The organism is Streptomyces sp. NPDC058773 (genome assembly GCF_042746015.1).
Taxonomy (GTDB): domain Bacteria; phylum Actinomycetota; class Actinomycetes; order Streptomycetales; family Streptomycetaceae; genus Streptomyces.
The window spans coordinates 83,750-108,661 of the sequence record NZ_JBHYPE010000001.1; the positions used below are offsets into that span (position 1 = coordinate 83,750).

At 69.3% G+C, this 24,912-nt stretch carries 20 protein-coding genes, 2 tRNA genes and 1 pseudogene; 11 read left to right on the forward strand and 12 right to left on the reverse strand.

From position 1 onward, the window contains the following. Positions 1-132 precede the first annotated feature (132 nt). The gene (locus tag ACFW5B_RS00370; protein WP_386430962.1) at positions 133-840 is read left to right on the forward strand and encodes a DUF5324 family protein; all 708 of its coding nucleotides are present in this window, start codon (positions 133-135) and stop codon (positions 838-840) included. 173 nt (positions 841-1,013) lie between these two features. Here the strand turns inward: ACFW5B_RS00370 and ACFW5B_RS00375 are convergent. Then, a tRNA-Ala gene (locus tag ACFW5B_RS00375) sits at positions 1,014-1,086 on the reverse strand. 127 nt (positions 1,087-1,213) lie between these two features. Here ACFW5B_RS00375 and ACFW5B_RS00380 point away from each other — a divergent pair. Next, entirely contained in the window at positions 1,214-1,762 is a 549-nt protein-coding gene (locus ACFW5B_RS00380; protein WP_386430964.1) for a helix-turn-helix domain-containing protein, read from the forward strand. A gap of 41 nt (positions 1,763-1,803) precedes the next feature. Continuing rightward, a complete protein-coding gene (locus ACFW5B_RS00385; protein WP_386430966.1) occupies positions 1,804-3,324 on the forward strand; it encodes a serine/threonine-protein kinase in 1,521 nt (506 codons plus the stop codon). A gap of 65 nt (positions 3,325-3,389) precedes the next feature. Here ACFW5B_RS00385 and ACFW5B_RS00390 read toward each other — a convergent pair whose 3' ends face one another. From ACFW5B_RS00390 to dnaA, 11 genes are all read right to left on the reverse strand, one after another. Continuing rightward, positions 3,390-4,811 carry a hypothetical protein gene (locus ACFW5B_RS00390; protein WP_386430968.1) on the reverse strand — a complete coding sequence of 474 codons (1,422 nt, stop codon included), beginning with the start codon at positions 4,809-4,811 and terminating at the stop codon, positions 3,390-3,392. 475 nt (positions 4,812-5,286) lie between these two features. Further along, entirely contained in the window at positions 5,287-5,421 is a 135-nt protein-coding gene (locus tag ACFW5B_RS00395) for a DLW-39 family protein (RefSeq protein ID WP_003958712.1), read from the reverse strand. Positions 5,422-5,610: 189 nt separating this feature from the next. Continuing rightward, positions 5,611-5,684, reverse strand: a tRNA-Ile gene (locus ACFW5B_RS00400). Positions 5,685-5,771: 87 nt separating this feature from the next. Next, positions 5,772-6,461 carry a DUF3566 domain-containing protein gene (locus ACFW5B_RS00405; RefSeq protein ID WP_386430970.1) on the reverse strand — a complete coding sequence of 230 codons (690 nt, stop codon included), beginning with the start codon at positions 6,459-6,461 and terminating at the stop codon, positions 5,772-5,774. Between the two features lie 15 nt (positions 6,462-6,476). Further along, complete coding sequence (gyrA, locus tag ACFW5B_RS00410) at positions 6,477-9,095, reverse strand: DNA gyrase subunit A (protein WP_386430972.1); 2,619 nt, start codon at positions 9,093-9,095, stop codon at positions 6,477-6,479. Between the two features lie 50 nt (positions 9,096-9,145). Next, complete coding sequence (gene gyrB / locus ACFW5B_RS00415) at positions 9,146-11,200, reverse strand: DNA topoisomerase (ATP-hydrolyzing) subunit B (RefSeq protein ID WP_386431656.1); 2,055 nt, start codon at positions 11,198-11,200, stop codon at positions 9,146-9,148. 319 nt (positions 11,201-11,519) lie between these two features. Then, positions 11,520-12,053 carry a DUF721 domain-containing protein gene (locus ACFW5B_RS00420; RefSeq protein WP_386430974.1) on the reverse strand — a complete coding sequence of 178 codons (534 nt, stop codon included), beginning with the start codon at positions 12,051-12,053 and terminating at the stop codon, positions 11,520-11,522. After that, entirely contained in the window at positions 12,050-13,234 is a 1,185-nt protein-coding gene (recF, locus tag ACFW5B_RS00425) for a DNA replication/repair protein RecF (protein WP_386430976.1), read from the reverse strand. The genes ACFW5B_RS00420 and recF overlap by 4 nt, the downstream gene beginning before the upstream one ends. A gap of 67 nt (positions 13,235-13,301) precedes the next feature. Beyond that, entirely contained in the window at positions 13,302-14,180 is an 879-nt protein-coding gene (gene gnd, locus ACFW5B_RS00430; RefSeq protein WP_386430978.1) for a phosphogluconate dehydrogenase (NAD(+)-dependent, decarboxylating), read from the reverse strand. 205 nt (positions 14,181-14,385) lie between these two features. Continuing rightward, the gene (gene dnaN, locus ACFW5B_RS00435; protein ID WP_030075713.1) at positions 14,386-15,516 is read right to left on the reverse strand and encodes a DNA polymerase III subunit beta; all 1,131 of its coding nucleotides are present in this window, start codon (positions 15,514-15,516) and stop codon (positions 14,386-14,388) included. 1,042 nt (positions 15,517-16,558) lie between these two features. Then, the gene (gene dnaA / locus ACFW5B_RS00440) at positions 16,559-18,493 is read right to left on the reverse strand and encodes a chromosomal replication initiator protein DnaA (RefSeq protein ID WP_386430981.1); all 1,935 of its coding nucleotides are present in this window, start codon (positions 18,491-18,493) and stop codon (positions 16,559-16,561) included. A gap of 377 nt (positions 18,494-18,870) precedes the next feature. On the opposite strand from dnaA, the gene rpmH reads away from it, so the two are divergent. The 8 genes and pseudogenes from rpmH to ACFW5B_RS00480 all read left to right on the forward strand — a co-directional run bounded on the left by rpmH (position 18,871) and on the right by ACFW5B_RS00480 (position 24,795). Then, entirely contained in the window at positions 18,871-19,008 is a 138-nt protein-coding gene (rpmH, locus tag ACFW5B_RS00445; protein WP_003949374.1) for a 50S ribosomal protein L34, read from the forward strand. A gap of 21 nt (positions 19,009-19,029) precedes the next feature. Next, positions 19,030-19,398, forward strand: a pseudogene (gene rnpA, locus ACFW5B_RS00450) (ribonuclease P protein component); the annotation flags it as partial. Positions 19,399-19,484: 86 nt separating this feature from the next. Next, positions 19,485-19,802, forward strand: coding sequence for a membrane protein insertion efficiency factor YidD (gene yidD, locus ACFW5B_RS00455; protein WP_386430984.1), 318 nt, complete (start codon positions 19,485-19,487; stop codon positions 19,800-19,802). 3 nt (positions 19,803-19,805) lie between these two features. Next, positions 19,806-20,945: a membrane protein insertase YidC gene (gene yidC, locus ACFW5B_RS00460; protein WP_386430986.1), complete on the forward strand. Its 1,140-nt coding sequence runs from the start codon at positions 19,806-19,808 to the stop codon at positions 20,943-20,945. A gap of 14 nt (positions 20,946-20,959) precedes the next feature. Next, positions 20,960-21,466, forward strand: coding sequence for a protein jag (locus tag ACFW5B_RS00465; RefSeq protein ID WP_386430988.1), 507 nt, complete (start codon positions 20,960-20,962; stop codon positions 21,464-21,466). 133 nt (positions 21,467-21,599) lie between these two features. Next, positions 21,600-22,325, forward strand: coding sequence for a 16S rRNA (guanine(527)-N(7))-methyltransferase RsmG (gene rsmG / locus ACFW5B_RS00470; protein WP_386430990.1), 726 nt, complete (start codon positions 21,600-21,602; stop codon positions 22,323-22,325). Positions 22,326-22,630: 305 nt separating this feature from the next. Further along, complete coding sequence (locus ACFW5B_RS00475) at positions 22,631-23,701, forward strand: AAA family ATPase (protein ID WP_386430991.1); 1,071 nt, start codon at positions 22,631-22,633, stop codon at positions 23,699-23,701. Further along, entirely contained in the window at positions 23,698-24,795 is a 1,098-nt protein-coding gene (locus tag ACFW5B_RS00480; RefSeq protein ID WP_386430993.1) for a ParB/RepB/Spo0J family partition protein, read from the forward strand. Before ACFW5B_RS00475 ends, ACFW5B_RS00480 begins: the two co-directional genes overlap by 4 nt. Positions 24,796-24,912 lie beyond the last annotated feature (117 nt).

Below are 24,912 nucleotides of genomic sequence, written 5' to 3' on the forward strand. Positions count from 1 at the left end.
ACCCGGATGCCCGCTCGCACATGCCATGCGCCCCATGAGCGGGCATGATCTTCAAACGGGTGGACAGGCGACAGAGAAGACACGGGGGAACAACCCCCAAGCCCCGGACACGCCACCGAGGAGGAGGATCCCGTGACCCGCAAGAAAAGCGTGCGCGCCGCGACCGATACGGCCAAGGACAGCGTGCGGCACGCCGCGGAGGTGGTGGCTCCGTATGCCGGTACGGCCAAGGAAGCCGCCGTGCACTTCGCGCACGAGGCCCGCACGCGCGCGGCTCCCAAGATGGCCGAGGCCGCTCATCAGGCCCGTGCGCAGTACGACGCGCATCTGCTGCCGCGTATCGAGCACGCCCGTGGCACGCTGCCGCCCAAGGTGGACGCCGCCGCGACCCGGGCTGCCTGCCGGACCCGTAAGGCGGCCCGCCAGGCGGCCGACTACACGGCACCGCGGCTGGAGCACGCGGTGACCCACGCCCGTGCCGCGGCCGAGCCGGTCCGCGACGAGGCACTCGCCCGCGGAACCGCCGCGCTCGCCGCACTCCGCGGCCAGGTGACGGCCGCCGAGATCGCCAAGCTCCAGAAGAAGCACAGCCGGCGGGCCAAGTGCGGCAAGGCCGCCAAGCGCCTCACCGTGCTGGGCATCCTGGCCGGCGCCGCGATCGCCGCCTGGAAGTGGTGGGACAAGCAGGCGAACCCGGACTGGCTGGTCGAGCCGCCGGCGCCCACCGAGGTCAGCGACCGCGGTCGGCTGAGCGCGGTCGACGGCAGCGAGGGCGCGGCACTGGACCCCGACGTCCAGGCCAAGCAGGCCGACGCCGACGAACGCGGCCGCAACGCCTGACCCCCGAACACCGGCAACGCACGGGCCGGGCCCGTCACCCCGAGGAGGGGCGGCGGGCCCGGCCCGGTCACATACGGCCGACGGCTGCGGCGCCGAGCGGGGCCAACACTCCGTCAGAAACCTGAAAAGCCCTCCTGACCAGCGATTTCGCCGATCGGGAAGGCTTTTGGGAGTGGAGCCTAGGGGAGTCGAACCCCTGACATCTGCCATGCAAAGACAGCGCTCTACCAACTGAGCTAAGGCCCCTTCGCGGACCAGGGTACCCGGTGTCCGGCCGCTTTCCCGACCGGGTATCGCCGCACACCGTCGCTCTCCGTAGGATGCTTCGCGAGATTCGCGGCAGCGAAGCGATCGGGGAGACAGGGGAGAGGGTATGGACTCGGCACAGCAGGAAGCCACCGCGCGGGCCCGGGAGCTACAGCGCAGTTGGTACGGGGAGCCTCTGGGTGCGCTGTTCCGCCGTCTCATTGACGATCTCGGGCTGAATCAGGCCCGGCTGGCCGCCGTGCTCGGGCTGTCCGCCCCGATGCTGTCCCAGCTGATGAGCGGGCAGCGCGCCAAGATAGGCAACCCGGCCGTGGTGCAGCGGGTGCAGGCGCTGCAGGATCTGGCCGGCCAGGTCGCCGACGGCAGCGTCAGCGCCGCCGAGGCCACCGACCGCATGGAGGAGATCAAGAAGACGGCAGGGGGCTCGGTGCTGAACAACACCGCGCAGCAGACCTCGTCGACGGGGGCGACCACGGTGCGGCGCGTGGTGCGCGAGATCCAGTCGCTGCTGCGGTCGGTCTCCGACGCCGGGGACATCATCGATGCGGCGAACACCCTCGCCCCGGCTCACCCCGAACTGGCAGAGTTCCTCCGGGTCTACGGTGCCGGCCGCACCGCGGACGCGGTCGCCCATTACGAGGCGCACCAGAGTTAGCCACAGGGGACGTCGCGACTTCAGAAAGCGGACGGGGCGCAATGGGTGAGGTCTTCGCCGGTCGGTACGAGCTGATCGACCCGATCGGGCGGGGTGGGGTCGGCGCGGTCTGGCGCGCCTGGGACGCCCGGCGCCGCCGCTACGTTGCCGCCAAGGTGCTGCAGCAGAGCGACGCGCACACCCTGTTGCGCTTCGTCCGCGAACAGGCGATGCGGATCGACCATCCGCATGTGCTGGCCCCGGCCAGCTGGGCCGCCGACGACGACAAGGTCCTGTTCACCATGGACCTGGTCAACGGCGGCTCGCTGGCCCATCTGATCGGGGATTACGGCCCGTTGCCGCCGCGTTTGGTGTGCACCCTGCTGGACCAGCTGCTGGCCGGGCTGACCGCGGTGCACGCGGAAGGTGTGGTGCACCGCGACATCAAACCGGCGAACATCCTGCTGGAGGCCACCGGTACCGGGCGGCCGCATCTGCGGCTGTCCGACTTCGGCATCGCGATGCGCAAGGGCGAGCCACGGCTCACCGAGGCCAACTACGTGGTGGGCACGCCCGGTTACTTCGCCCCGGAGCAACTGCTCGGCGCCGAACCGGACTTCCCCGCCGACCTGTTCGCCGTCGGCCTGGTCGCGCTCTATCTGATCACCGGGACCAAGCCGGACGCCGAGGGGATCGCCCGGCACTTCGGCCCCTGTGGCATCCCGAACGCGCCCGAGGACGTCCCGGAGCCGCTGTGGCAGGTGCTGGCTTCCCTGGTCCACCCGGACCCGGATGCGCGCTTCAAGACGGCCACCGGGGCACGTAAGGCGATCCTGTCGGTGGTCGAGCTGCTGCCGGACGCGACCATCGAGGACGAGATCGTCGAGGTCTTCGATCACATAGGGCCGCTGCCGGCCGGCTTCGGGCCGGACGGGCCGCTGCGTACCCGGGACGCGGCGGGACCCGCGACGTCCGGCGCCACCAGCGGTACGGGGACCACCGGGCAGATCTCCATGTCGGACACCGGCAGCTTCCAGCTCGCCCCGCCGGAGCCGAGCACCCCGCCGACGCCGGCCCCGGCACCGCCGGCCTCGACACCCACGCCGGCCCCCGCACCGCCGGCCCCGAAGCCGCAGGCACCACCGACCGGTACACCCACCGGCCACGGCAACGCCCTCACGGGCCACGGCGGCACGCCCACCGGCCACGGCGACGCATCCACGGGCCACGGCGGCACCTTCACCGGCCACGGCGGTCCGCCCACCGGCCAGGGCACCCCGGCCGGCCCCCCGCCCGCACCGTCCGGTCTGCCGCATACGCCTACGCCTACGCCGACACCGCCCCCGGCGCCGGCGTACGAGCCGACCGCCGCACACCCGGAACACTCCGCGACCCGCCCCTACACGGCGGGCCCGCTCCCGGTCCCCGGACAGGCCCCGGCGGGCGCCGCCGGCACCGTGCCGGGCAGGGCACGCCCCGCGCCGCACCGAAAGCCGGGACCGCCCCCGAAGGTCGCGGTCCCGGTGCTGATCGTGGCGCTGCTGTGCATCGCGGTCGGCGTCTGGGCCCTGATCGCCGCCTGACGGGCCGCCACGGGGCCGTTCGGGCTGGGGCCCGGGGTGGGCAGCACCCGGCCCGCAGAGGCCCGCTACCAGCCCTGTGGGGGCCCGAACGGGGGTTTCTGCGGCGCCTGTTGGGTGGTGTCCGTCGGCTGCCCCGGCAGCACGGGCGGTCCGCCCGGCCCACCCGCGACCCCCGGCCCGGCCGACGGGCGCCCCGCGGCGGCCGCGGACCGCCTCGCCACCAGCGTCCAGGCCCCCAGTCCCACCAGCAGCAGCACGCCCGTCCCGATCCCGGCGTAGGCCACCGTCATCAAGGTGCCGTTCTTCCCCGCCTCCAGTGCGGTCCGGCCCTTCTGTGCCGCGTCCCGGTCCTCGGGCGTGACGGAGAAGATGCCGGCCGGCGCGGCGTAGCCGGGTCCGGCCTTGGCGGTGCCGCGGACATCCACCCGGAGGGTCAGTTCCGCGCCGTGGGAGAAGTACTGCGCGGCATCGGGATGGAGGCTCACCGCGAGGTAGTACCAGCCCGCGAACCGCATCGCGCTGACCGCGTCGGTCGAGTCCAAGCGGTTGCCGTAGTCGACGGGCGCGGTGAACAGCTTCACGGCGGCCGGCTTCCCCGTGTACGGGACGAAGCGGGGGTTGCCGACCGCGCCGCGCGCGGGGTTGTAGACACCCAGCCCGAGCATCCTGGCGAGGAAGGCGGAGGCACGGGTCGACTTGGCGTTCGGCAGCTCGGCGCTCAGGTTGAGCCGCTGTCCCCAGTCCACCGGTACGCGGTAGAAGCGGGTCTCGCCCGGCCTGATCCGGTCCGTCCAGATCCCCGTGGCGACCGGGCCCGCGTCATTGAAGCCGGTGCCGCCCCTGGCCTTGCGCCTGGTGTGGTCCGTAGGCGGTGCGGGGGTCTCGGTGCTCCAGGTGCCCTTGCCGGGCTTGGCGGGCGTATTGCCCTTGAGCGGGGGCTCATTGACGTAGTCGAGCTCCAGCGGCCAGGCGGCGGCGCCGGACGTCTTCGTTCCCTCGCGGCTGATCACGAGGTAGTACGGGCCGGCTTCCTGACACTCCGTACGGTCGGCGCCGATGCGGCGGGAGGCGTAGTCGGCGATCGGATACGCCATACCGCCGCCGCTGAACGACGGCCGGGCCTCCGAGCCGCAGGTCGCGCCGCTGCTGTCCTGGACGGTGAGGGTCAGCTTGTCGCCGTAGTCCGCGACCTTGGTGCCGGGTGTGGGTGCCGCAACGGCCGAGAAGTACGCGCTGGTCCTGGCGTCCAGGGTGACGGCGTACCACTTCTGTTCGCCGCGCTTGATGGAGTCGGTGTGCAGTCCGGGCCTGAGCCGCGGTGCGTGCGAGGCGTCCGGCTTGCCGTGAGTCGCCGTGGCGCCGGCCGCCATGCGGTAGTGGGGGACGTCATCGGCGGAGGCCACCCCCACCGTCCCCGGCAGGACCGGCACCGCGGCGAGCGCCGCCAGCACGGCTATGCCCCTGTACGTCGTGCGCCCCGTCACCACGAGCCACCCCTCATCGGATTCGAATTCCCGCCACCGGTACGCGGCTTGCCGTGCGCCTGCCCGTCACGTCCTGTGGACCATCCTCCACCGCCATCCGGCGTCCCGTACCCCGAGGGCCCGGACTCATTGGCGAACTCCTCGTCACAGCACGGCTGATGGCGACGGCCGCCCGGCCCCTTGCACCCATGGGTCTGCGCGGACGTGACGCCCTTCCGCAGCGGATGTTCCACGTGAAACGTCAACTCCACCGGCCACCGGCCGACGGCCGACAGTGGATGCCACCACCCCCGGCAGGGTCGTCACCACGCCGTGTCCGGTGCCCCTGGCGCCTCATCGGCCCCACGGCCGACGGAGCCTTTGCTTTTGCAAGCTAATGATGTGCTATAGCAAACCCACAAGGGTCCTGGATGCACGAAACCCCGACCGCCCGGGGGCAATCGGGGTCCGTACGAACCTGCTGTGCGTGTGGGGGGTCTCAGACACCCGAACCTGCGGGCACGGAGTCGGTCGCCTCCGTCCACAGATCCTGCTCGGCGCGATCCGCCTGGATCTGGCGGTACACGAGGAGCCCGCCGATGGCGGCCAGTGCGACCAGGAGAAGCTTCTTCACCGCGCGACCTCGTCTTTCGTTGACGTAGGGGACCTATGTCGGCCGATGATACACACCGACCGATACCGATCGGTTACCTAGCCCGCGGTCGGCAACACCTCTTCCGGGGCGCCCGTCGCGAGCCAACTTCCGCGTCCGTACAACGAATCGGCCCGGCCGGGGAGTTCCCCGGCCGGGCCGATTGTGCAGTGCGGCTACCAGGACTTGAACCTGGGGCCTCTTCCTTATCAGGGAAGCGCTCTAACCGTCTGAGCTATAGCCGCGCGCTCGCTGCACCAGAAGATTAGCGCACTTCAGAGGCGTTCCCAAAATCGGTTCCCGGAGCCTCCCGAGCGACCTCCCCCGAGGACTCATTCGTCCTCGGCGAGCGTGAGCTCCACTCCCCCGACGAAGCCCGCGGACAGGTTGTAGATGAAGGCCCCGAGCGTGGCCAGCGCCGTCGCCAGCACCACGTCGATCACCGCGATGATCGAGGTGAACAGCAGCACCCGCGGCAGCGACAGGAACGCCTGGAGATCGAAGCCCGCGCCGTCACCGGAGCCGGTGGCCTCGCTGATCGTCCCGCCGACCGTGGAGAAGACGCCCATCGCGTTCATGACCATCCACAGCACCGCGACGGCGACCACCGTGCAGATGCCCAGCGCGATCGAGAGCAGGAAGCTGACCTTCATCACCGACCACGGATCGGCGCGGGCCACCCGCAGCCGGGCCTTGCGGGTCCGCGGGGCCGTGGTGGCGCCCGTACGGGGCCGGCGGACCGCCTGCCCGTCCTTCTGCCCGTCCTCGGTGGGGTACGCCTGAGGCGGCTGGTACGGCTGCTGTGCGCCGCTCCCGGCCTTCCCCTGGGGTTCCGGCCGGGGCTTCGGCTGCGGCTGTCGGGTATCGGTCACGGCTTCCCCTTGCTGCCCGCCCTCGTCCCCGGGGCCGGTGCCGGAAACGGCAGAGCCACGGGCGCTGTCCTCCGTCACGGTCGCGGGTCCGGACGAGGAGCCCTTCTCGGCTCCCTGTCCACCCGCCGCAGCGCCCGTGGCTCCACTCACGATCTACTCCTCGTGTTACTCCGCGGGCTGCTCGCCCTCGGTCTGCGCGGGCACGGTCTCCGCCGCCTCGGTCTCGTCGGGCTCCGCGCCCCCGTCGACCTCTTCGGCTTCGCGACCGGCCTCGGCGTTCCATGCGATGCCGACGACGGCATCACGCTTGCCCAGGTTGATCAGTTGGACGCCCATGGTGTCACGGCCCGTCTCACGCACCTCGTTGACCCGCGTACGGATCACGCCACCCCCGAGCGTCACCGCGAGGATCTCATCCGTCTCCTCGACGACCAGCGCGCCGACCAGCGAGCCCCGGTCCTCGACGATCTTGGCGGCCTTGATGCCCAGACCGCCGCGGCCCTGGACGCGGTACTCGTCGACCGCGGTGCGCTTCGCGTACCCGCCGTCGGTGGCGGTGAACACAAAGGTGTTGGCGCGAACCACGTTCATCGAGAGCAGCTCGTCGCCCTCGCGGAAGCTCATGCCCTTCACACCGGACGTGGCCCGGCCCATCGGGCGCAGCGCCTCGTCCGTCGCCGTGAACCGGATCGACTGGGCCTTCTTGCTGATCAGCAGCAGATCGTCGTGCTCCGACACCAGCTCGGCGCCGATCAGCTCGTCGTCCGTACCGTCTTCCTGCTCGCGCAGGTTGATCGCGATGACACCGCCGGAGCGCGGCGAGTCGTAGTCCTTGAGCGGCGTCTTCTTCACCAGGCCGGCCTTGGTGGCGAGCACCAGATACGGCATGGCCTCGTAGTCGCGGATCGCCAGGATCTGCGCGATCTGCTCGTCCGGCTGGAAGGCGAGCAGATTGGCCACATGCTGGCCCCGCGCGTCCCGTCCGGCGTCGGGGAGTTCGTACGCCTTGGCGCGGTAGACCCGGCCCTTGTTCGTGAAGAACAGCAGCCAGTGGTGGGTCGTGGAGACGAAGAAGTGGTCGACGATGTCGTCTTCCTTGAGCTTGGTGCCCCGGACGCCCTTGCCGCCGCGCTTCTGCGAGCGGTAGTCGTCCGTCTTCGTCCGCTTCACATAGCCGCCACGGGTGATCGTGACGACGATGTCCTCCTCGGCGATCAGGTCCTCGATGGACATGTCGCCCTCGAAGGGCACGAGCTTGGAGCGCCGGTCGTCGCCGAACTTCTCGACGATCGCGGCGAGTTCCTCGCTGATGATCTGGCGCTGCCGCTCCGGGGAGGCCAGGATCGCGTTGTACTCGTTGATCTTGCGCTGCAGCTCGTCGTGCTCGGCGGTGATCTTCTGGCGCTCCAGGGCGGCCAGCCGGCGCAGCTGCATCTCCAGGATCGCGTTCGCCTGGATCTCGTCGATCTCCAGCAGGCCCATCAGGCCCTCGCGCGCGACGTCGACCGTCTCACTGCGCCGGATCAGCGCGATGACCTCGTCGATGGCGTCCAGCGCCTTGAGCAGACCGCGCAGGATGTGGGCCCGCTCCTCGGCCTTGCGCAGGCGGAACTTCGTCCGGCGGACGATGACCTCGATCTGGTGCGTCACCCAGTTACGGATGAAGGCGTCCAGCGAGAGCGTGCGGGGCACCCCGTCGACCAGCGCGAGCATGTTCGCACCGAAGTTGGTCTGCAGATCGGTGTGCTTGTAGAGGTTGTTGAGGACGACCTTGGCGACCGCGTCCCGCTTGAGGACGATGACCAGGCGCTGGCCCGTACGGGAGGAGGTCTCGTCGCGGACGTCCGCGATGCCGCCGATCCTGCCGTCCTTGACGAGGTCGGCGATCTTCTGCGCGAGGTTGTCCGGGTTGACCTGGTAGGGCAGCTCGGTGACGACCAGGCACTGGCGGTTCTGGATCTCCTCGACCTCGACCACCGCGCGCATGGTGATCGAGCCGCGGCCGGTGCGGTAGGCCTCCTCGATGCCCTTGCGGCCCACCACCAGCGCACCGGTGGGGAAGTCCGGGCCCTTGATCCGCTCGATCAGCGCGTCCAGCAGCTCCTCATGGGAGGCCTCCGGGTGCTCCAGCGCCCACTGGGCACCGGCCGCGACCTCGCGCAGGTTGTGCGGCGGGATGTTGGTGGCCATACCGACGGCGATACCGGCCGAGCCGTTGATCAGCAGGTTGGGGAAGCGGGCCGGCAGGACCGTCGGCTCCTGGTTACGGCCGTCGTAGTTGTCCTGGAAGTCGACGGTCTCCTCGTCGATGTCCCGGAGCATCTCCATCGACAGCGGCGCCATCTTGCACTCGGTGTACCGCATGGCGGCCGCCGGGTCGTTGCCCGGGGAGCCGAAGTTGCCGTTGGAGTCGACCAGCGGCATCCGCATCGACCAGGGCTGGGCCAGGCGGACCAGGGCGTCGTAGATCGAGGAGTCGCCGTGCGGGTGGTACGTACCCATGACGTCCCCGACGACGCGGGCGCACTTGTAGAAGCCCTTCTCGGGGCGGTAGCCGCCGTCGTACATCGCGTACAGGACGCGGCGGTGGACGGGCTTGAGGCCGTCCCGGACGTCCGGGAGCGCACGCGAGACGATGACGGACATCGCGTAGTCGAGGTAGGAGCGCTGCATCTCCGTCTCGAGCCCGACGGGCTCGACGCGCATCCCGACGCCTTCGATGGCGGCGGGCGCGCCCTCGGCGGTCACGCCGTCCGGGGTCACAGGGGGGTTCTCGTCGGCCATGGTGGTTCAAAGTCCTTTCGAGCTGCGGCTGTTGGAAGGGCCGACAGGGCTCAGATGTCGAGGAAGCGGACGTCCTTGGCGTTGCGCTGGATGAACGAGCGGCGCGCCTCGACGTCCTCGCCCATGAGCACGGAGAACAGGTCGTCCGCGCGGGCCGCGTCGTCCAGGGAGACCTGGCCGAGGACCCGGTGGTCGGTGTCCATGGTCGTCACCCGCAGCTCCTCGGCGTTCATCTCACCGAGACCCTTGAACCGCTGGACCGAGTCGTCCTTGATCCGCTTGCCGTTCTGCTTGCCGAGCTCGATCAGCGCGTCCCGCTCCGGGTCGGAGTAGGCGTACTCGAAGTCGTCCCGGCCCCACTTGATCTTGTACAGCGGCGGGCGGGAGAGGTAGACGTGCCCGGCCTCGACCAGCGGACGCATGAAGCGGAAGAGGAAGGTGAGCAGCAGGGTGTTGATGTGCTGACCGTCGACATCGGCGTCCGCCATCAAGATGATCTTGTGGTACCGGAGCTTCTCGATGTCGAAGTCCTCGTGCACACCTGTGCCGAACGCCGAGATCAGCGCCTGGACCTCGTTGTTCTGGAGGATCTTGTCGACCCGGGCCTTCTCGACGTTGAGGATCTTGCCTCGGATCGGCAGGATCGCCTGGTACTCCGGGTTACGGCCGGACTTGGCCGAGCCGCCGGCGGAGTCACCCTCGACGATGAAGATCTCGCACTTGGTCGGGTCGTTGGACTGGCAGTCGCTCAGCTTGCCGGGCAGCGACGCGGTCTCCAGCAGCCCCTTGCGGCGGGTCAGATCACGCGCCTTACGGGCGGCCACGCGCGCGGTGGCCGCCTGGATGCCCTTGCGGATGATGTCCGCGGCCTCGTTGGGGTTGCGGTCCAGCCAGTCGTTGAGGTGCTCGTGGACCACCTTCTGGACGAAGGTCTTGACCTCGGTGTTGCCCAGCTTGGTCTTGGTCTGGCCCTCGAACTGCGGCTCGGCGAGCTTGACCGAGATGATCGCCGTCAGACCCTCGCGGATGTCCTCACCCGTGAGGTTGTCGTCCTTCTCACGCAGCAGCTTCTTGTCGCGCGCATAGCGGTTGATCAGGCCGGTCAGCGCGGCGCGGAAGCCCTCCTCGTGGGTACCGCCCTCGTGGGTGTGGATGATGTTCGCGAAGCTGTAGACACCCTCGCTGTACTGGGTGTTCCACTGCATCGCGAGGTCGACGGAGAGGTTGCGCTCCTTGTCCTCGGCCTCCACCGAGACCACCGTCGGGTGCACCAGCTCGCCCTTGCGGGAGTTGAGGTACTTCACGAAGTCGACGATGCCGCCCTCGTAGTGGTACCGCACCGCGAGCGGCTTGCCGTCCTCGTCCACGTGGTCGGGGCGCTCGTCCTTGAGCGAGATGCTCAGCCCCTTGTTGAGGAACGCCATCTCCTGGAAGCGCCGCGACAGCGTCTCGAAGCTGTAGGTGGTGGTCTCGAAGATCTCGCCGTCGGCCCAGAAGGTGACCGAGGTGCCGGAGTCCTCGGTGGCCTCGTGCTGGGCCAGCGGCGCGGTCGGCACGCCCTGCTTGTACTCCTGGGTCCAGCGGAAGCCGTCCGTGCGGATCTCCACCGCGACCCGCTGCGACAGCGCGTTCACGACGGACACACCCACGCCGTGCAGACCACCGGAGACCGCGTACCCGCCGCCGCCGAACTTGCCGCCGGCGTGCAGGACGGTCAGCACGACCTCGACGGCCGGCTTGTTCTCGGACGGCACGATGCCGACGGGGATACCGCGGCCGTTGTCGACGACGCGCACGCCGCCGTCGGCCAGGATCGTCACGTCGATGGTGTCGGCGTGGCCGGCCAGCGCCTCGTCGACGGAGTTGTCGACGACCTCCTGCACGAGGTGGTGCAGACCGCGCTCACCGGTGGAGCCGATGTACATGCCGGGACGCTTGCGGACCGCGTCCAGGCCTTCGAGGACGGTGATCGCGCTGGCGTCGTACGACTTCTCCACCGCGGAGTCGCCCGTCGGGCCGACAGGAACCCCCTCTTCAGTAGAAGCCGTGTTGTTCTCGTTGAGGTCGCCGGAGTCGGCCACGAAGCGCCCTTTCTGGCACAGCACAAGCCCTTCCGCGCCTGTGCGGGTCACCCCAGGAGGACAGGCGGGAGCGGCTGCGTCGTTCGACATGTTCCGCGAGTGGGCGGGATTGCTACCAGTGTACCGGTGGCGCTGACACTCATGGGGGTTTGCAGGTACCTGAGTCGTCATGTGCCGCCCTGAACTGGCGTCCGCCGACTCCCCATATCCGAGACGGGGCCTCAGGACGCTCACACGGGCACTCAGCGCTTCGGACTGTCAACCGGTGGCTACCGTGAGCGGAGTCTCACCCGCCTCACCCGTATACAGCGGTTCTCGGCAGGTCATCCATGGGGTCGGGGGCTCAGCCGTAGGTGTCGCCGGGGCCCGTGCTCCCCGGTGCGCGCAGCGACCCGTATCGCCGTGCGGGACCACCGGGTCCCAGCACCTTGATCACCTTTACGGTGCCGTGCCCCAGATCCTCGTTGAGCCGGGCCACCAGCGTCGGGGCCAGCAGGCGCAGCTGCGTCGCCCAGGCCGTCGAATCGCACTGCACGGTCAGCACCCGGGCGTCCTCGTCGTACTTCTGCGGCTCGCAGTGCTGTGCCACCTCGGGCCCCACCAGCTGGGGCCAGCGCCCCATCACCCCGCCGACCGCCGCCGGGGTCTCCCAGCCGCGCTCGGTGATCAGCCGGTTGATCGCCGCACCGAGCGGCAGCGGATCGCGGCCGTCCGCCCGCGCCCCCGAGCGCAGCCCACCGCGCCGGGCCTGCTTCTTCTGCTGCGCGGCCGCGCCCCGCGCCCGCGCCTGCTCCTTGGCGGCCACCAGCGCCTGACGGGCCAGGTCCACCCCGGAGAGCTCCGGCGGCCGGGGCCGGTCGGGCTGCTCCTCGCTCATGGGGTCACCTTCTCCACGGTGCCGCCGGACACCGCGAAGCGCGTCCCGGACAGCACGCCCGGCACATCGTCGTCCACCGCGGCCGTCACCAGCACCTGCTCGCCCGGCGCCACCAGTTCCGCCAGCCGCTCGCGGCGCCGCGCGTCCAACTCGGCGAAGACATCGTCGAGAACCAGCACGGGTTCGCCCGCCCGTCGCCCGCCCCCGTTCGGGGGCCCTTCGGGCCCGCCCATGGGACTCTCCGCCCGCAACAGGTCGTACGAGGCCAGCCGCAGCGCCAGCGCGTACGACCAGGACTCGCCGTGGCTGGCGTACCCCTTCGCCGGAAGCTGCCCCAGCTTGAGCACCAGGTCGTCGCGGTGCGGGCCGACCAACGTCACCCCGCGCTCGATCTCGCCCTTGCGGGCCTCACCGAGCGCCGCCAGCAGCACGCCGTACAGCTCCTCGCGGCTGGTGGCGTCGGCGAGCGCCTCGCCCGCAGAACCGCGGTACTCCAGCGCCAGCGGCCCGCCGCCCGGCGCCAGTTGTTCATAGGCCTTGTCCGCGAGCGGCCGCAGCGCGGCGATCAGATCGAGCCGCTGCGCCAGCAGCTCGGCGCCCGCGCGGGCCAGATGCTGGTCCCAGACGTCGAGGGTGGACAGATCCATCTGCCGGCCGCCGTGCCGCCGCGCCAACGCGGCGGTTTTCAACAGGGTGTTGCGCTGTTTGAGCACCCGGTCGTAGTCCGCGCGCACCCCGGCCATCCGCGGCGAGCGCGCGGTGATCAGCTCGTCCAGGAAGCGCCGGCGCTCCCCCGGATCGCCCTTGACCAGCGCCAGATCCTCCGGCGCGAACAGCACCGTCCGTACGATCCCCAGCACGTCCCGCGGCCTGACCTGCGACGACCTGTTGATCCTGGCGCGGTTCGCCTTGCCCGGGTTGAGCTCCAGCTCGATCAGCTGCTGCCGCTCGCCCTGGACGACCGCGGCCCGGACGAACGCCCGCTCGGCGCCCATCCGCACCAGCGGGGCGTCCGAGGAGACGCGATGGCTGCCGAGCGTGGCGAGATAGCCGACCGCCTCGACCAGATTGGTCTTGCCCTGGCCGTTGGGGCCCACGAAAGCCGTGACGCCCGGCTCGAGCGGAACCTCGACCCGGGCGTACGAGCGGAAGTCGGCGAGGGACAGATGCGAAACGTGCATGGCTGGGCGCCGACCTCCCCCGGCTGCTACTGCCTGGTGCTTCTGTTGCTGCGTGCGTGCGGTGTCGTTACTTCTTGCTCTCCACCGCGTGGCCGCCGAACTGGTTGCGCAGCGCGGCGATCATCTTCATCTGCGGGGAGTCGTCCTGCCGCGAGGCGAAGCGGGCGAAGAGCGAGGCCGTGATCGCGGGCAGCGGCACGGCGTTGTCGATCGCGGCCTCGACCGTCCAGCGGCCCTCACCGGAGTCGGCGGCGTAGCCCCGCAGCTTCTCCAGGTGCTCGTCGTCGTCGAGGGCGTTGACGGCCAGGTCGAGCAGCCAGGAACGGATGACCGTGCCCTCCTGCCACGAGCGGAAGATCTCCCGGACGTCGGTGACGGAGTCGACCTTCTCCAGGAGTTCCCAGCCCTCGGCGAAGGCCTGCATCATCGCGTACTCGATGCCGTTGTGGACCATCTTCGCGAAGTGGCCGGCGCCGACCTTGCCGGCGTGCACCGAGCCGAACTCGCCCTCGGGCTTGAGCGCGTCGAAGATCGGCTGCACCTTGGCGACATCGTCCTTGTCGCCGCCGTACATCAGGGCGTAGCCGTTCTCCAGGCCCCAGACGCCGCCGGAGACACCACAGTCGACGAAGCCGATGCCCTTGGCCTTCAGCTCCGCGGCGTGCTTCTCGTCGTCGGTCCAGCGGGAGTTGCCGCCGTCCACGACGATGTCGCCCGGCGAGAGCAGCTCGGCCAGCTCGTCGATCGTGGCCTGGGTGGCGGCACCGGCCGGCACCATGACCCAGACCACCCGCGGACCCTTGAGCTTCTCCACAAGCCCCTGCAGGCTGCTCACATCCGCCAGGTCCGGGTTGCGGTCGTAACCGACGACGGTGTGGCCGGCGCGGCGAATGCGCTCGCGCATGTTGCCGCCCATCTTGCCGAGACCGACGAGACCGAGCTCCATCAGAGACCCTCTTTGCACGTAGTCGTTGCTGGTGTACCCGGGACCGAGCCTACGCCCGCGGGTCCGCGCACACCTGTGGGCTCAGCCGCTCATCGGGGCCCGGTCAGCCGGGCGCCGCAAGGCACCTGGCCAGGGCCGTCGTGCGGTGGCGGCCGCCGGAAGGACCCGGCGTCCGCCACCCGCGTGGCCCGCGCTCTCCCGGCCGTCAGCCCGACAGCCGCACCGGCATGATCAGGTACTTGTACGCGTCGTCCGCCTCGGCGTCCTTGGCCGGCCGGCCGCTCAGCAGCGCGGGCTTGGTGGACGTCGTGAAGGACAGCTGCGCCACGGGGGAGTCGATGGCCGACAGGCCCTCCAGGAGGAAGCCGGGGTTGAAGGCGATCGAGATGTCGTCGCCGTCCAGATCGGCGTCGACCCGCTCCACAGCCTGTGCATCGTCGCTGGAGCCGGCCTCCAGGATCAGCACACCCTGCTCGAAGCTCAGCCGGACCGGGGTGTTCCGCTCGGCCACCAGCGCCACACGCTTGACGGCCTCGACGAACGGGGCGGTCTCGATCACGGCGACCGAATTGAACTCGGTCGGGAAGAGCGTGCGGTACTTCGGCAGGTCGCCTTCGAGCAGACGGGTCGTGGTCCGTCGGCCGGCACCCTCGAAACCGATCAGGCCCTCGCCCTGCCCGGAGCCGGACAGCGCCAGCGTGACGGTGTCGCCGCTGCTCAGGGACTTGGCGGTGTCCAGCAGCGTCTTGGCGGGGACCAGCGCGACCGCGGAGGCGTCCGGGCTCTCCGGCTTCCACAGGAACTCGCGCACCGCGAAGCGGTAACGGTCGGTGGAGGCGAGGGTGACGGTGTCGCCCTCGATCTCGATGCGTACGCCGGTGAGCACCGGGAGGGTGTCGTCGCGGCCGGCGGCGATGGCGACCTGGGCGGCGGCCGCGGCGAAGACCTCACCGGGGACGGTGCCGGTGGCGGTGGGCATGGTCGGCAGGGCCGGGTACTCCTCCACAGGAAGGGTGTGGAGGGTGAACCGCGAGGAGCCGCAGACGACGGTGACCCGTACACCGTCGGTGGAAATCTCCACCGGGCGGTTGGGGAGCGCACGGCAGATGTCGGCGAGCAGCCGGCCGGAGACGAGGACCGTGCCCTCCTCTTCCACCTCCGCGTCCACCGAAACCCGCGCGGAGACCTCGTAGTCGAAGCCGGAGAGGCTGAGCGTGCCGTCCTCCGTCTTCAGCAGCAGGCCCGCGAGGACGGGCACCGGCGGACGGGCCGGGAGGCTCTTGGCCGCCCAGGCCACTGCCTCCGCGAGTACATCGCGCTCCACCCGGATCTTCACCGGAAACCGCCTCCTGCTGTTGCTGGCTCTTCGCCCTGCTGGCCTTCGTCGTCGGCTGGGTTGCCGGAGACCAGTCTGACGCACGCCACCGACAGTCGGTGCGGCTCGGGGTCAAGTCGACTCGACCGGGACGGGACGCCGGGCGGCCAACTTGTGCACAGGCCCCGTTTCCGAACGAGTTCCCCGGTAGATATCCGTGGTCGTAGTAGTAGGGGCTGTGGAAACCGTGGACAACTGCTTTTGCGCAGGTCAACGCTGACTTTTTGTCCACTGCCCCTGTGGGTGGCGGTCGTGGATAAGCGGGCGGTTCTGTGGACCGCGGAAAGTTCTGCACACCCGATGCACAGGGGACGGGTACTTCTCCCCAGTGCCATCCCCAGCTTTACCCACGTTCCCCACAGCCCAACCCGGCACCTTGGTGTGACGGCTTTCACTCGGCCCGGTGAGGTCGGGTGTCGTGTTGCCGAACAGTGGACGGCGGTGTGGAGAAGCCGGTGATCGCTGGGGACAACAGCGGCTTGCCTGTGGGCGGGCGGTGGACAAGCGGGCGGCGTCCCTGTGGACGAATCCGCTGTCCACAGCCTGTGGATGGCGGTTGACCACAATTCCACACCCAGCTGACCTCCTCCGATGCTCCGTCAGCAGACCCGCCTGTGGATCCCACAGGGATAACTTTCCCCTCCCCAGCATGTGGACGGAAGATTCTTGCCCAATCTGTGGAGAGAGGCCGTGACCCGCCCCGGAATCGAACACAGTCGGCGCGCTCCACAGGTTTGGGACGACGGACGGGCGTGGCGGAGCGGGCGTCCGAGCGGCTCGCGGGGCGGTTCGGAGAGGCGCCTGCCGGGACCGGACACGTTCGGCAGGGGCGCACAGGACGCCGCACAGAGAATTCACCGCACAGGGAAACGGAAGGAAGCGGGGGCGTGGGGAAGAGGGGAGAAGCGACGCGGCCGGGGCTCCCCGGGCGGGGCGGTCCCCGTAAAGCGAAGGGCGCTCCGGGAGCGGGTCCCGGAGCGCCCTGGGCGTCCTGCGGCCGGCCTCAGCCGTTCTTGATGCGGTTGGTCAGCTCGGTGACCTGGTTGTAGATCGAACGCCGCTCGGCCATCAGCGCGCGGATCTTGCGGTCGGCGTGCATCACGGTCGTGTGGTCCCGGCCGCCGAACTGCGCGCCGATCTTCGGCAGTGAGAGATCGGTCAGCTCGCGGCACAGATACATGGCGATCTGCCGCGCGGTCACCAGCACCCGGCTGCGCGAGGAGCCGCACAGATCGTCGATGGTCAGCCCGAAGTAGTCCGCGGTGGAGGCCATGATCGCGGTGGCGGTGATCTCCGGCGCGGCATCCTCGCCGCCGGGGATCAGATCCTTCAGCACGATCTCGGTCAGCCCCAGGTCCACCGGCTGCCGGTTGAGCGAGGCGAACGCCGTGACCCGGATCAGCGCGCCCTCCAGCTCACGGATGTTGCGCGAGATCCGGGACGCGATGAACTCCAGCACCTCCGGGGGCGCGTTCAGCTGCTCCTGCACCGCCTTCTTGCGGAGGATCGCGATCCGGGTCTCCAGCTCGGGCGGCTGGACGTCGGTGATCAGACCCCACTCGAAGCGGTTGCGCAGCCGGTCCTCCAGGGTGACCAGCTGCTTGGGCGGCCGGTCACTGGAGAGCACGATCTGCTTGTTGGCGTTGTGCAGCGTGTTGAAGGTGTGGAAGAACTCCTCCTGCGTCGACTCCTTGCTCGCCAGGAACTGGATGTCGTCGACCAGCAGGATGTCCATGTCGCGGTAGCGCTTGCGGAACGCGTCCGCCTTGCCGTCGCGGATGGAGTTGATGAACTCGTTGGTGAACTCCTCCGAGCTCACATAGCGCACCCGGGTCCCCGGATACAGGCTCCGCGCGTAGTGCCCGATCGCATGCAGCAGGTGGGTCTTGCCCAGCCCCGACTCCCCGTAGATGAACAGGGGGTTGTACGCCTTGGCCGGCGCCTCGGCGACGGCCACCGCGGCCGCGTGCGCGAAGCGGTTCGAGGCACCGATGACGAAGGTGTCGAAGAGGTACTTCGGGTTCAGCCGCGCGGTCGGCTCACCGGGGCCGGTGGCCGGCGCGGGCTGCGCGGCGAGCGGACCGGGCGCACCACTGGGCGCGGGCAGCACGGCGCCGGGGCCGGCGCCGGGGTTGCCCGAGCGGCCGTTGTGCCCGCCGGGCTGGTGCTCGGAGAGGTCGTGGCGCTGCTGGTCATAAGGGGAGCGCGGGCCGTCGGAGTGCTGCGGCGGCCCGCTGCGGTCGGGTGCCTGCGCGCGGTAGTCGTTCTGCCGCTGCTGATGCTGCGGGACATGGGACGACGGGGAGGCGTACGGGTCGCGCTCCGGGAAGCCGCCGAGGTGCTGCTGCTGCCAGCCGTAGTCGTCGCGCGGACCGGGGGAGCCGCCCATCTGCGGCCAGCCGCCGGGCTCGTGCCGGTGCTGCTGGTAGTCCGGATAGGCGGGCCGGACGCCGGGCAGGTCGTCGCCCTGGTGTCCGTAGCCCTGCCGGCTGTCGTGCCGGCTGTCGTGCCGCGAATCGTGCCGCGCTTCGTAGCCGTCGTACCCGGTGTGCTGCTGCTCGTGCGGCTGCTGCTGCGACTGGTGCGCCTGCTGGTGGTGCCCGGAGTGCTGCTGGGACGACTGGTGCTGAGGCGCGGGGGGCGCGGTCTGCGCCGGGGGCTCCTCGGAGGAGTCGTCCACGGTGATCGCGATCCGGATCGGGCGGCCGCACTCATGGCTGAGGACCTCCCCGATCAGCGGCGACAGCCGGCCTTCGAGCACGGACTTGGCGTACTCATTGGGGACAGCGAGCAGCGCGGTGTCGGCGACCAGCGCCAGCGGCTGGGTGCGCTTGAGCCAGTCCTGGTCCTTGGGCTTGATCCCGTCGATCTCCGCCCGGAGGAGATGATCGAGCACGCGCGGCCACACTGCGGCAAGATCGGCAGGTACATCAGCCACAGGGCACGCTCTCTCACAGTCCCACGAATGTGTGATTCTCAGGACGGGCGGGAAGGAATCGAAGTTCAGTCACGGTAGTCAGGGCGGGCCTGGGGATTCAAGTTGTTGTCCACAGGCTGTGCATAGTGTGTCCTGACAAGGGGCCGGTCGGCGCTGCCGAGGAGCCGGTTTGACCGGATGGCGTAGCCGCGCGTACCGTGACCAGGTCGAGTTGTCGATGGCTGCTGCCGCCTGCCTCCGATGGGCAAAGATCACGCTCGAGTGATCGTGTAGCGGTGCACTTAGGCGTTGCGAGCTACTCGTGGGCGCACGGTGACAGCCAAAGACGCCCCACATCTGTCTCTCCGAGAGACAACAAGCATTCCTGGAGCCCCCGAGTGAGCAAGCGCACCTTCCAGCCGAACAACCGCCGCCGCGCGAAGACCCACGGCTTCCGTCTGCGCATGCGGACCCGTGCCGGCCGCGCGATCCTCGCGTCCCGCCGTGGCAAGGGTCGCGCCCGCCTGTCGGCCTGAGCAGCAACCTAGGTCCATGACGTGCTGCCTACCGAGTATCGGCTGAGGCGGCGCGAGGACTTCGCGACCGCGGTACGCCGGGGACGCAGGGCCGGGCGCCCGCTCCTTGTCGTCCACTTTCGCAGCGGTGCAACGGACCCGCACGGGTCGGGGGAAAGTGTTCCCCCGGCACGTGCGGGTTTCGTCGTGAGCAAGGCAGTTGGCAATGCCGTCGTGCGCAACAAGGTCAAGCGCAGGCTGCGCCATCTCATGCGCGACCGGCTGGACCGGCTGCCCACCGGTAGCCTGGTTGTCGTACGGGCCCTGCCCGCCGCGGGTGATGCGGATCACGATCAGCTAACCCGCGACCTGGATGCCGCCCTCGAGCGGCTGCTGGGAGGGGTGCCGAGAGGCTGCAACCCCCCGGGGACCGCAACCGACGGCAGCTGCGCCCCGGGCCCCCGGAACCCCGGACGGGACCCGGGAGGGAGCGCACAGTGAAGTACCCGCTGCTGCTTTTGATCAAGATCTATCAGTGGACCATCAGCCCCCTGCTGGGACCGGTCTGCAAGTACTACCCGTCGTGCTCGCACTATGGCTATACGGCCATCGACCGGCACGGCGCGGTGAAAGGGACTGCGCTGACAGCCTGGCGCATCCTGCGTTGCAATCCGTGGTCGCTCGGGGGCGTCGACCACGTCCCTCCCCGGAAGCGTCCGGTTTGGCATCAGCGGCTGAGGAGCCGCCTGGGCGGGCCCACCGTCCCTGAGCCTGTCGCCCAGCCCGAGTCTCAGACCAACGCCCAAGGAGCCTGATTCGTGGACACGATCCTCAGTCCCCTCTATATCGCTGTTTCCTGGATCATCGTCCAGTTCCACTCGTTCTACAGCCTCATCTTTGACAAGGACAGTGGCGCGGCGTGGGGTCTGTCCATCGTCTCGCTGGTGGTGCTGATCCGTATCTGCCTGATCCCGCTCTTCGTGAAGCAGATCAAGTCGACGCGGAACATGCAGGCGCTCCAGCCGAAGATGAAGGCGATCCAGGAGCGCTACAAGAGCGACAAGCAGCGCCAGTCCGAAGAGATGATGAAGCTCTACAAGGAGACGGGCACCAACCCGCTCTCGAGCTGTCTCCCGATTCTGGCCCAGTCGCCGTTCTTCATCTCGCTGTACCAGGTGCTGAACCACATCGCCCAGAACAAGGTGGTCGGCGTCATCGACCAGCCGCTTCTGGAGAGCGCGCAGAAGGCCCACATCTTCGGTGCGCCGCTGGCGGCGAAGTTCATGGACAGCGCGGAGAAGATCCAGAGCCTGGGTGCTTCCGTGGTCGACGTCCGCGTGGTCACGATCATCATGATCGTCCTGATGTCGGCGTCGCAGTTCTACACGCAGCGCCAGCTGATGACCAAGAACGTCGACCTCACGGTGAAGACGCCGTTCATGCAGCAGCAGAAGATGCTGATGTACGTCTTCCCCATCATGTTCGCCGTCTTCGGCATCAACTTCCCCGTCGGTGTCCTTGTCTACTGGCTGACCACCAACGTGTGGACCATGGGCCAGCAGATGTTCGTCATCCGTCGTAACCCGACCCCGGGCAGCAAGGCCTTCCAGGAGCGCCAGGAGCGGCTGCGGGCCGCCGGCAAGCTCGTCGAGGACCCGGCCGAGGTCGCCGCGAAGCAGGCCGCGGAGGAAGCGCGCCACAACCGCCAGCAGCCCAAGCGTCAGACGAAGAGCAAGCGGCAGGCCACCGGTGCTCCGGCCGGTGGCACGCAGAGCCGTACGCGTGCCGGATCGGCGTCGGGTGGCTCGGGCTCCGGTCAGGGTGCGGCGAAGAAGGCGTCGCTGGAGAAGAAGGACGCGCAGGACGGCAAGGGCAAGGGCGGCGCTTCGGCGTCCAGCACCACCAAGTCCGGACAGCGCAAGGGCCAGCAGCGCCCCAAGCACCCGACCAAGAAGTAAGAAGGAGTCCTTTCGTGACGGACACGACCCCTGCCACCAAGGGCACCGACACCCTGACCCGCCTGGAGCAGGAAGGCGAGATCGCGGCCGACTACCTCGAGGGTCTGCTGGACATCGCCGACCTCGACGGTGACATCGACATGGATGTCGAGGCCGATCGTGCCGCGGTGTCGATCATCAGCGATTCGACCAGCCGTGATCTGCAGAAGCTGGTGGGCCGCGATGGTGAGGTGCTGGAGGCTCTGCAGGAGCTGACCCGGCTGGCCGTTCACCGTGAAACCGGTGACCGCAGCCGTCTGATGCTGGACATCGCCGGCTTCCGGGCGCGTAAGCGTGAGGAGCTGTCGGAGCTCGGCGCGAAGGCGGCGAAGGAGGCCAAGAGCACCGGGCAGCCGGTGAAGCTCGACCCGATGACGCCGTTCGAGCGCAAGGTCGTCCACGATGCGGTGGCGGCGGCCGGGCTGCGGAGCGAGTCCGAGGGCGAGGAGCCGCAGCGTCGAGTGGTTGTCCTCCCGGCCTGACCGGTCAGCGCTCCCGTTTTCTTTGGCCCCGTCTGCTCGCAGGCGGGGCCAAAAGTTGTCAGCGATCTGTGTTATCCCGGGGCGTAACCCGGGTTCCCGGCAGAAAAAGCAGTCCAGAGGAAGGGCGGTTCCCGTGACGGAGGCAGCAGCGGAGCTCCCTCCTGCGCCGAAGGCGGCGGAGGAGGTATTCGGTGAGCGCTTTCCCGAAGCCGTGAGGTACGGCGAACTGCTCGCCGACGCCGGGGTGACACGTGGGCTCATCGGCCCTCGTGAGGTGCCACGGCTGTGGGAGCGGCACCTGTTGAACTGCGCGGTGCTCTCCGAGGTGGTGCCGGAGGGTGTCTCGGTCTGCGACGTGGGCTCGGGGGCCGGGCTGCCCGGTATCCCGCTGGCCCTGGTGCGCCCGGATCTCAAGATCACGCTGCTGGAGCCGTTGCTGCGCCGTACGAACTTCCTTCAGGAGGTCGTCGAGCTGCTCGGGCTGGACCATGTCACGGTCGTGCGCGGGCGGGCCGAAGAGGTCATGGGCAAGCTGCCCCAGGTGCATGTGGTGACGGCGCGAGCCGTCGCTCCGCTGGACCGGCTGGCCGGCTGGGGTGTGCCGCTGCTGCGTCCCTACGGCGAGATGCTGGCGCTCAAGGGCGACGCCGCGGAGGAGGAGCTCAAGGGGGCTCGGGCGGCGCTGAGCAAACTCGGGGTCGTGGAGACCTCGGTGGTGCATGTGGGCGAGGGCATCGTGGATCCGCCGTCGACCGTGGTGCGGGTCGAGGTGGGCGAGAGCCCCGGCGGTGTGCGCTTCGCCGCCAAGCGGGCGAAGGCGGCGCGTGTGAGCCGTGCGTCGCGGGGACGTCGGCGCTGATGCCCTGATGTCGGCGCGGGTGAGGCCGGCGTTAGGGCAAGGGCACTCCGTTCCATGAAAAGAGGAACGGGCGAATTCCGTAAATGCCATCAAAACGACACAAGACGGAGTGTCGCGGCTCATTCAGGCGTGACGCTGGCATCGTGTTTCACGTGAAACGTCGTTCTCTACTGCAAGGGATCATCGACCGTGGTCGTGCGGCCGCTGGGCCGCGCGACCGTAGACCCACAAGGGTCAGCGAAGTATCCACAGAAGTGGATTCGTCCACAGGAGAACGGACCTCACTGGTTCACGACACCAAAAGCATGGCACGCTCTGAACATTGCGAGCCTGATGTCGAGGAGAGTGAATCCTTGCGGTCCGACGCCAACATCGCGGGACCGATGACCGATCCGGTCCCCGGTCCCCGTAGCGAGTCGTTCGGGGACGACGTTTCACGTGAAACGCCGCCCCCGATGGATGACACCCCGATCGGTCGTGCAGCTCAGCTGGCGGTGGAGGCACTTGGCCGCGCGGGTGAGGGGCTGCCCCGGCCTGAACAGACACGGGTCATGGTGGTGGCCAACCAGAAGGGCGGGGTCGGCAAGACCACGACCACGGTGAACCTGGCGGCCTCCCTGGCCTTGCACGGTGCCCGGGTTCTGGTGATCGACCTCGACCCCCAGGGCAATGCCTCCACGGCACTGGGGATCGACCACCACTCCGAAGTGCCCTCCATCTATGACGTGCTGGTGGACAGCAAGCCTCTCTCCGACGTGGTGCAGCCGGTCGTGGACGTGGAGGGCCTGTTCTGTGCGCCCGCCACGATCGATCTGGCCGGTGCGGAGATCGAGCTGGTCTCGCTGGTGGCACGCGAGAGCCGGCTGGACCGCGCCATCAAGGCGTACGAACAGCCGCTGGACTACATCTTCATCGACTGCCCGCCCTCCCTCGGCCTGCTGACGGTCAACGCGCTGGTGGCCGGCGCCGAGGTGCTGATCCCGATCCAATGCGAGTACTACGCGCTGGAGGGGCTGGGTCAGCTGTTGCGGAACGTCGATCTGGTGCGGGGCCACCTCAACCCCAAGCTCCATGTCTCGACGATTCTGCTCACCATGTACGACGGGCGTACCCGGCTGGCGTCCCAGGTCGCCGATGAGGTGCGCAGCCACTTCGGTCATGAGGTGCTCCGTACGAGCATCCCCCGCTCGGTGCGCATCTCCGAGGCGCCCAGCTATGGGCAGACCGTACTCACCTATGACCCGGGCTCCAGCGGCTCGCTTTCCTATCTCGAAGCGGCGCGGGAGATCGCCATGCGCGGGGTCCCGCAGACCGGGGGCCAAGGCCTCAGCGTCAACTATGAAGCACAGCACAGCATCTCGGAGGGGAATCAGTGAGTGAACGACGTAGAGGCCTGGGCCGTGGGCTCGGTGCGCTGATCCCCGCCGCACCGCAGAGCACGGACAACGCCGGGCCGGCGGGACAAGGGGCGGCGTCACCGACGTCCGCGTCGGTCTTGGCCCCGGAGCGCGGGGTGGCGGCCGCCAAGGTGACGTCGCTGCCGACGCACGGTGTTTCACGTGAAACAGAAGCGGCTGGGGCGGAGGTAGCGACGGCAGGCGTCTCGGACGTGGCCGGCGCGCACTTCGCCGAGGTGCCGCTGGACGCGATCAAGCCGAACCCGCGGCAGCCGCGTGAGGTGTTCGACGAGGACGCCCTTGCCGAGCTGGTCACCTCCATCAAGGAGGTGGGCCTGCTCCAGCCGGTGGTGGTCCGTCAGACGGGGCCGGGGCGGTATGAGCTCATCATGGGCGAGCGCCGCTGGCGGGCCTGCCGTGAGGCCGGTCTGGAGAAGATTCCTGCGATCGTGCGGGCCACCGGCGACGAGAAGCTGCTGCTCGACGCGCTCCTGGAGAATCTCCACCGGGCCCAGCTCAACCCGCTGGAAGAGGCGGCCGCCTACGACCAGTTGCTGAAGGATTTCAAGTGCACGCATGACGAACTGGCCGACCGGATCGGGCGCTCGCGCCCGCAGGTCTCCAACACGCTGCGGCTGCTGAAGCTCTCGCCGTCCGTGCAGAAGCGGCTTGCCGCCGGTGTGCTCTCCGCGGGACATGCCCGTGCGCTGCTTTCCGTGGAGGACACGGAGGAGCAGGACCATCTCGCACGCCGCATCGTGGCGGAGGGGCTGTCGGTCCGTTCCGTCGAGGAGATCGTCACGCTCATGGGGTCGACGCCCAAGGAGAGCGGGAGCAAGGCCAAGGGGCCGCGTGCGGGCACCCGGGTATCCCCCGCGCTCACGGGCCTCGCCTCTCGGCTGTCCGACCGCTTCGAGACCCGGGTGAAGGTCGACCTGGGGCAGAAGAAGGGAAAGATCGTCGTTGAGTTCGCCTCGATGGACGATCTGGAGCGCATCCTAAGCACGCTCGCCCCGGGGGAGGGCCGCGTCCTGGGCCAGACGCTGGCCGAGGAGAACAACGACGAGGAGTGAGCTGACGCTCTCTGCTCCAGGGCGGGCCGTGTTCCGGAATCCATTCCGGAACACGGCCCGCCCTTTGCGCGCTTGCGGTACCCGTGCCCGTAAAGGGTGGATACGATGCGATCGGGT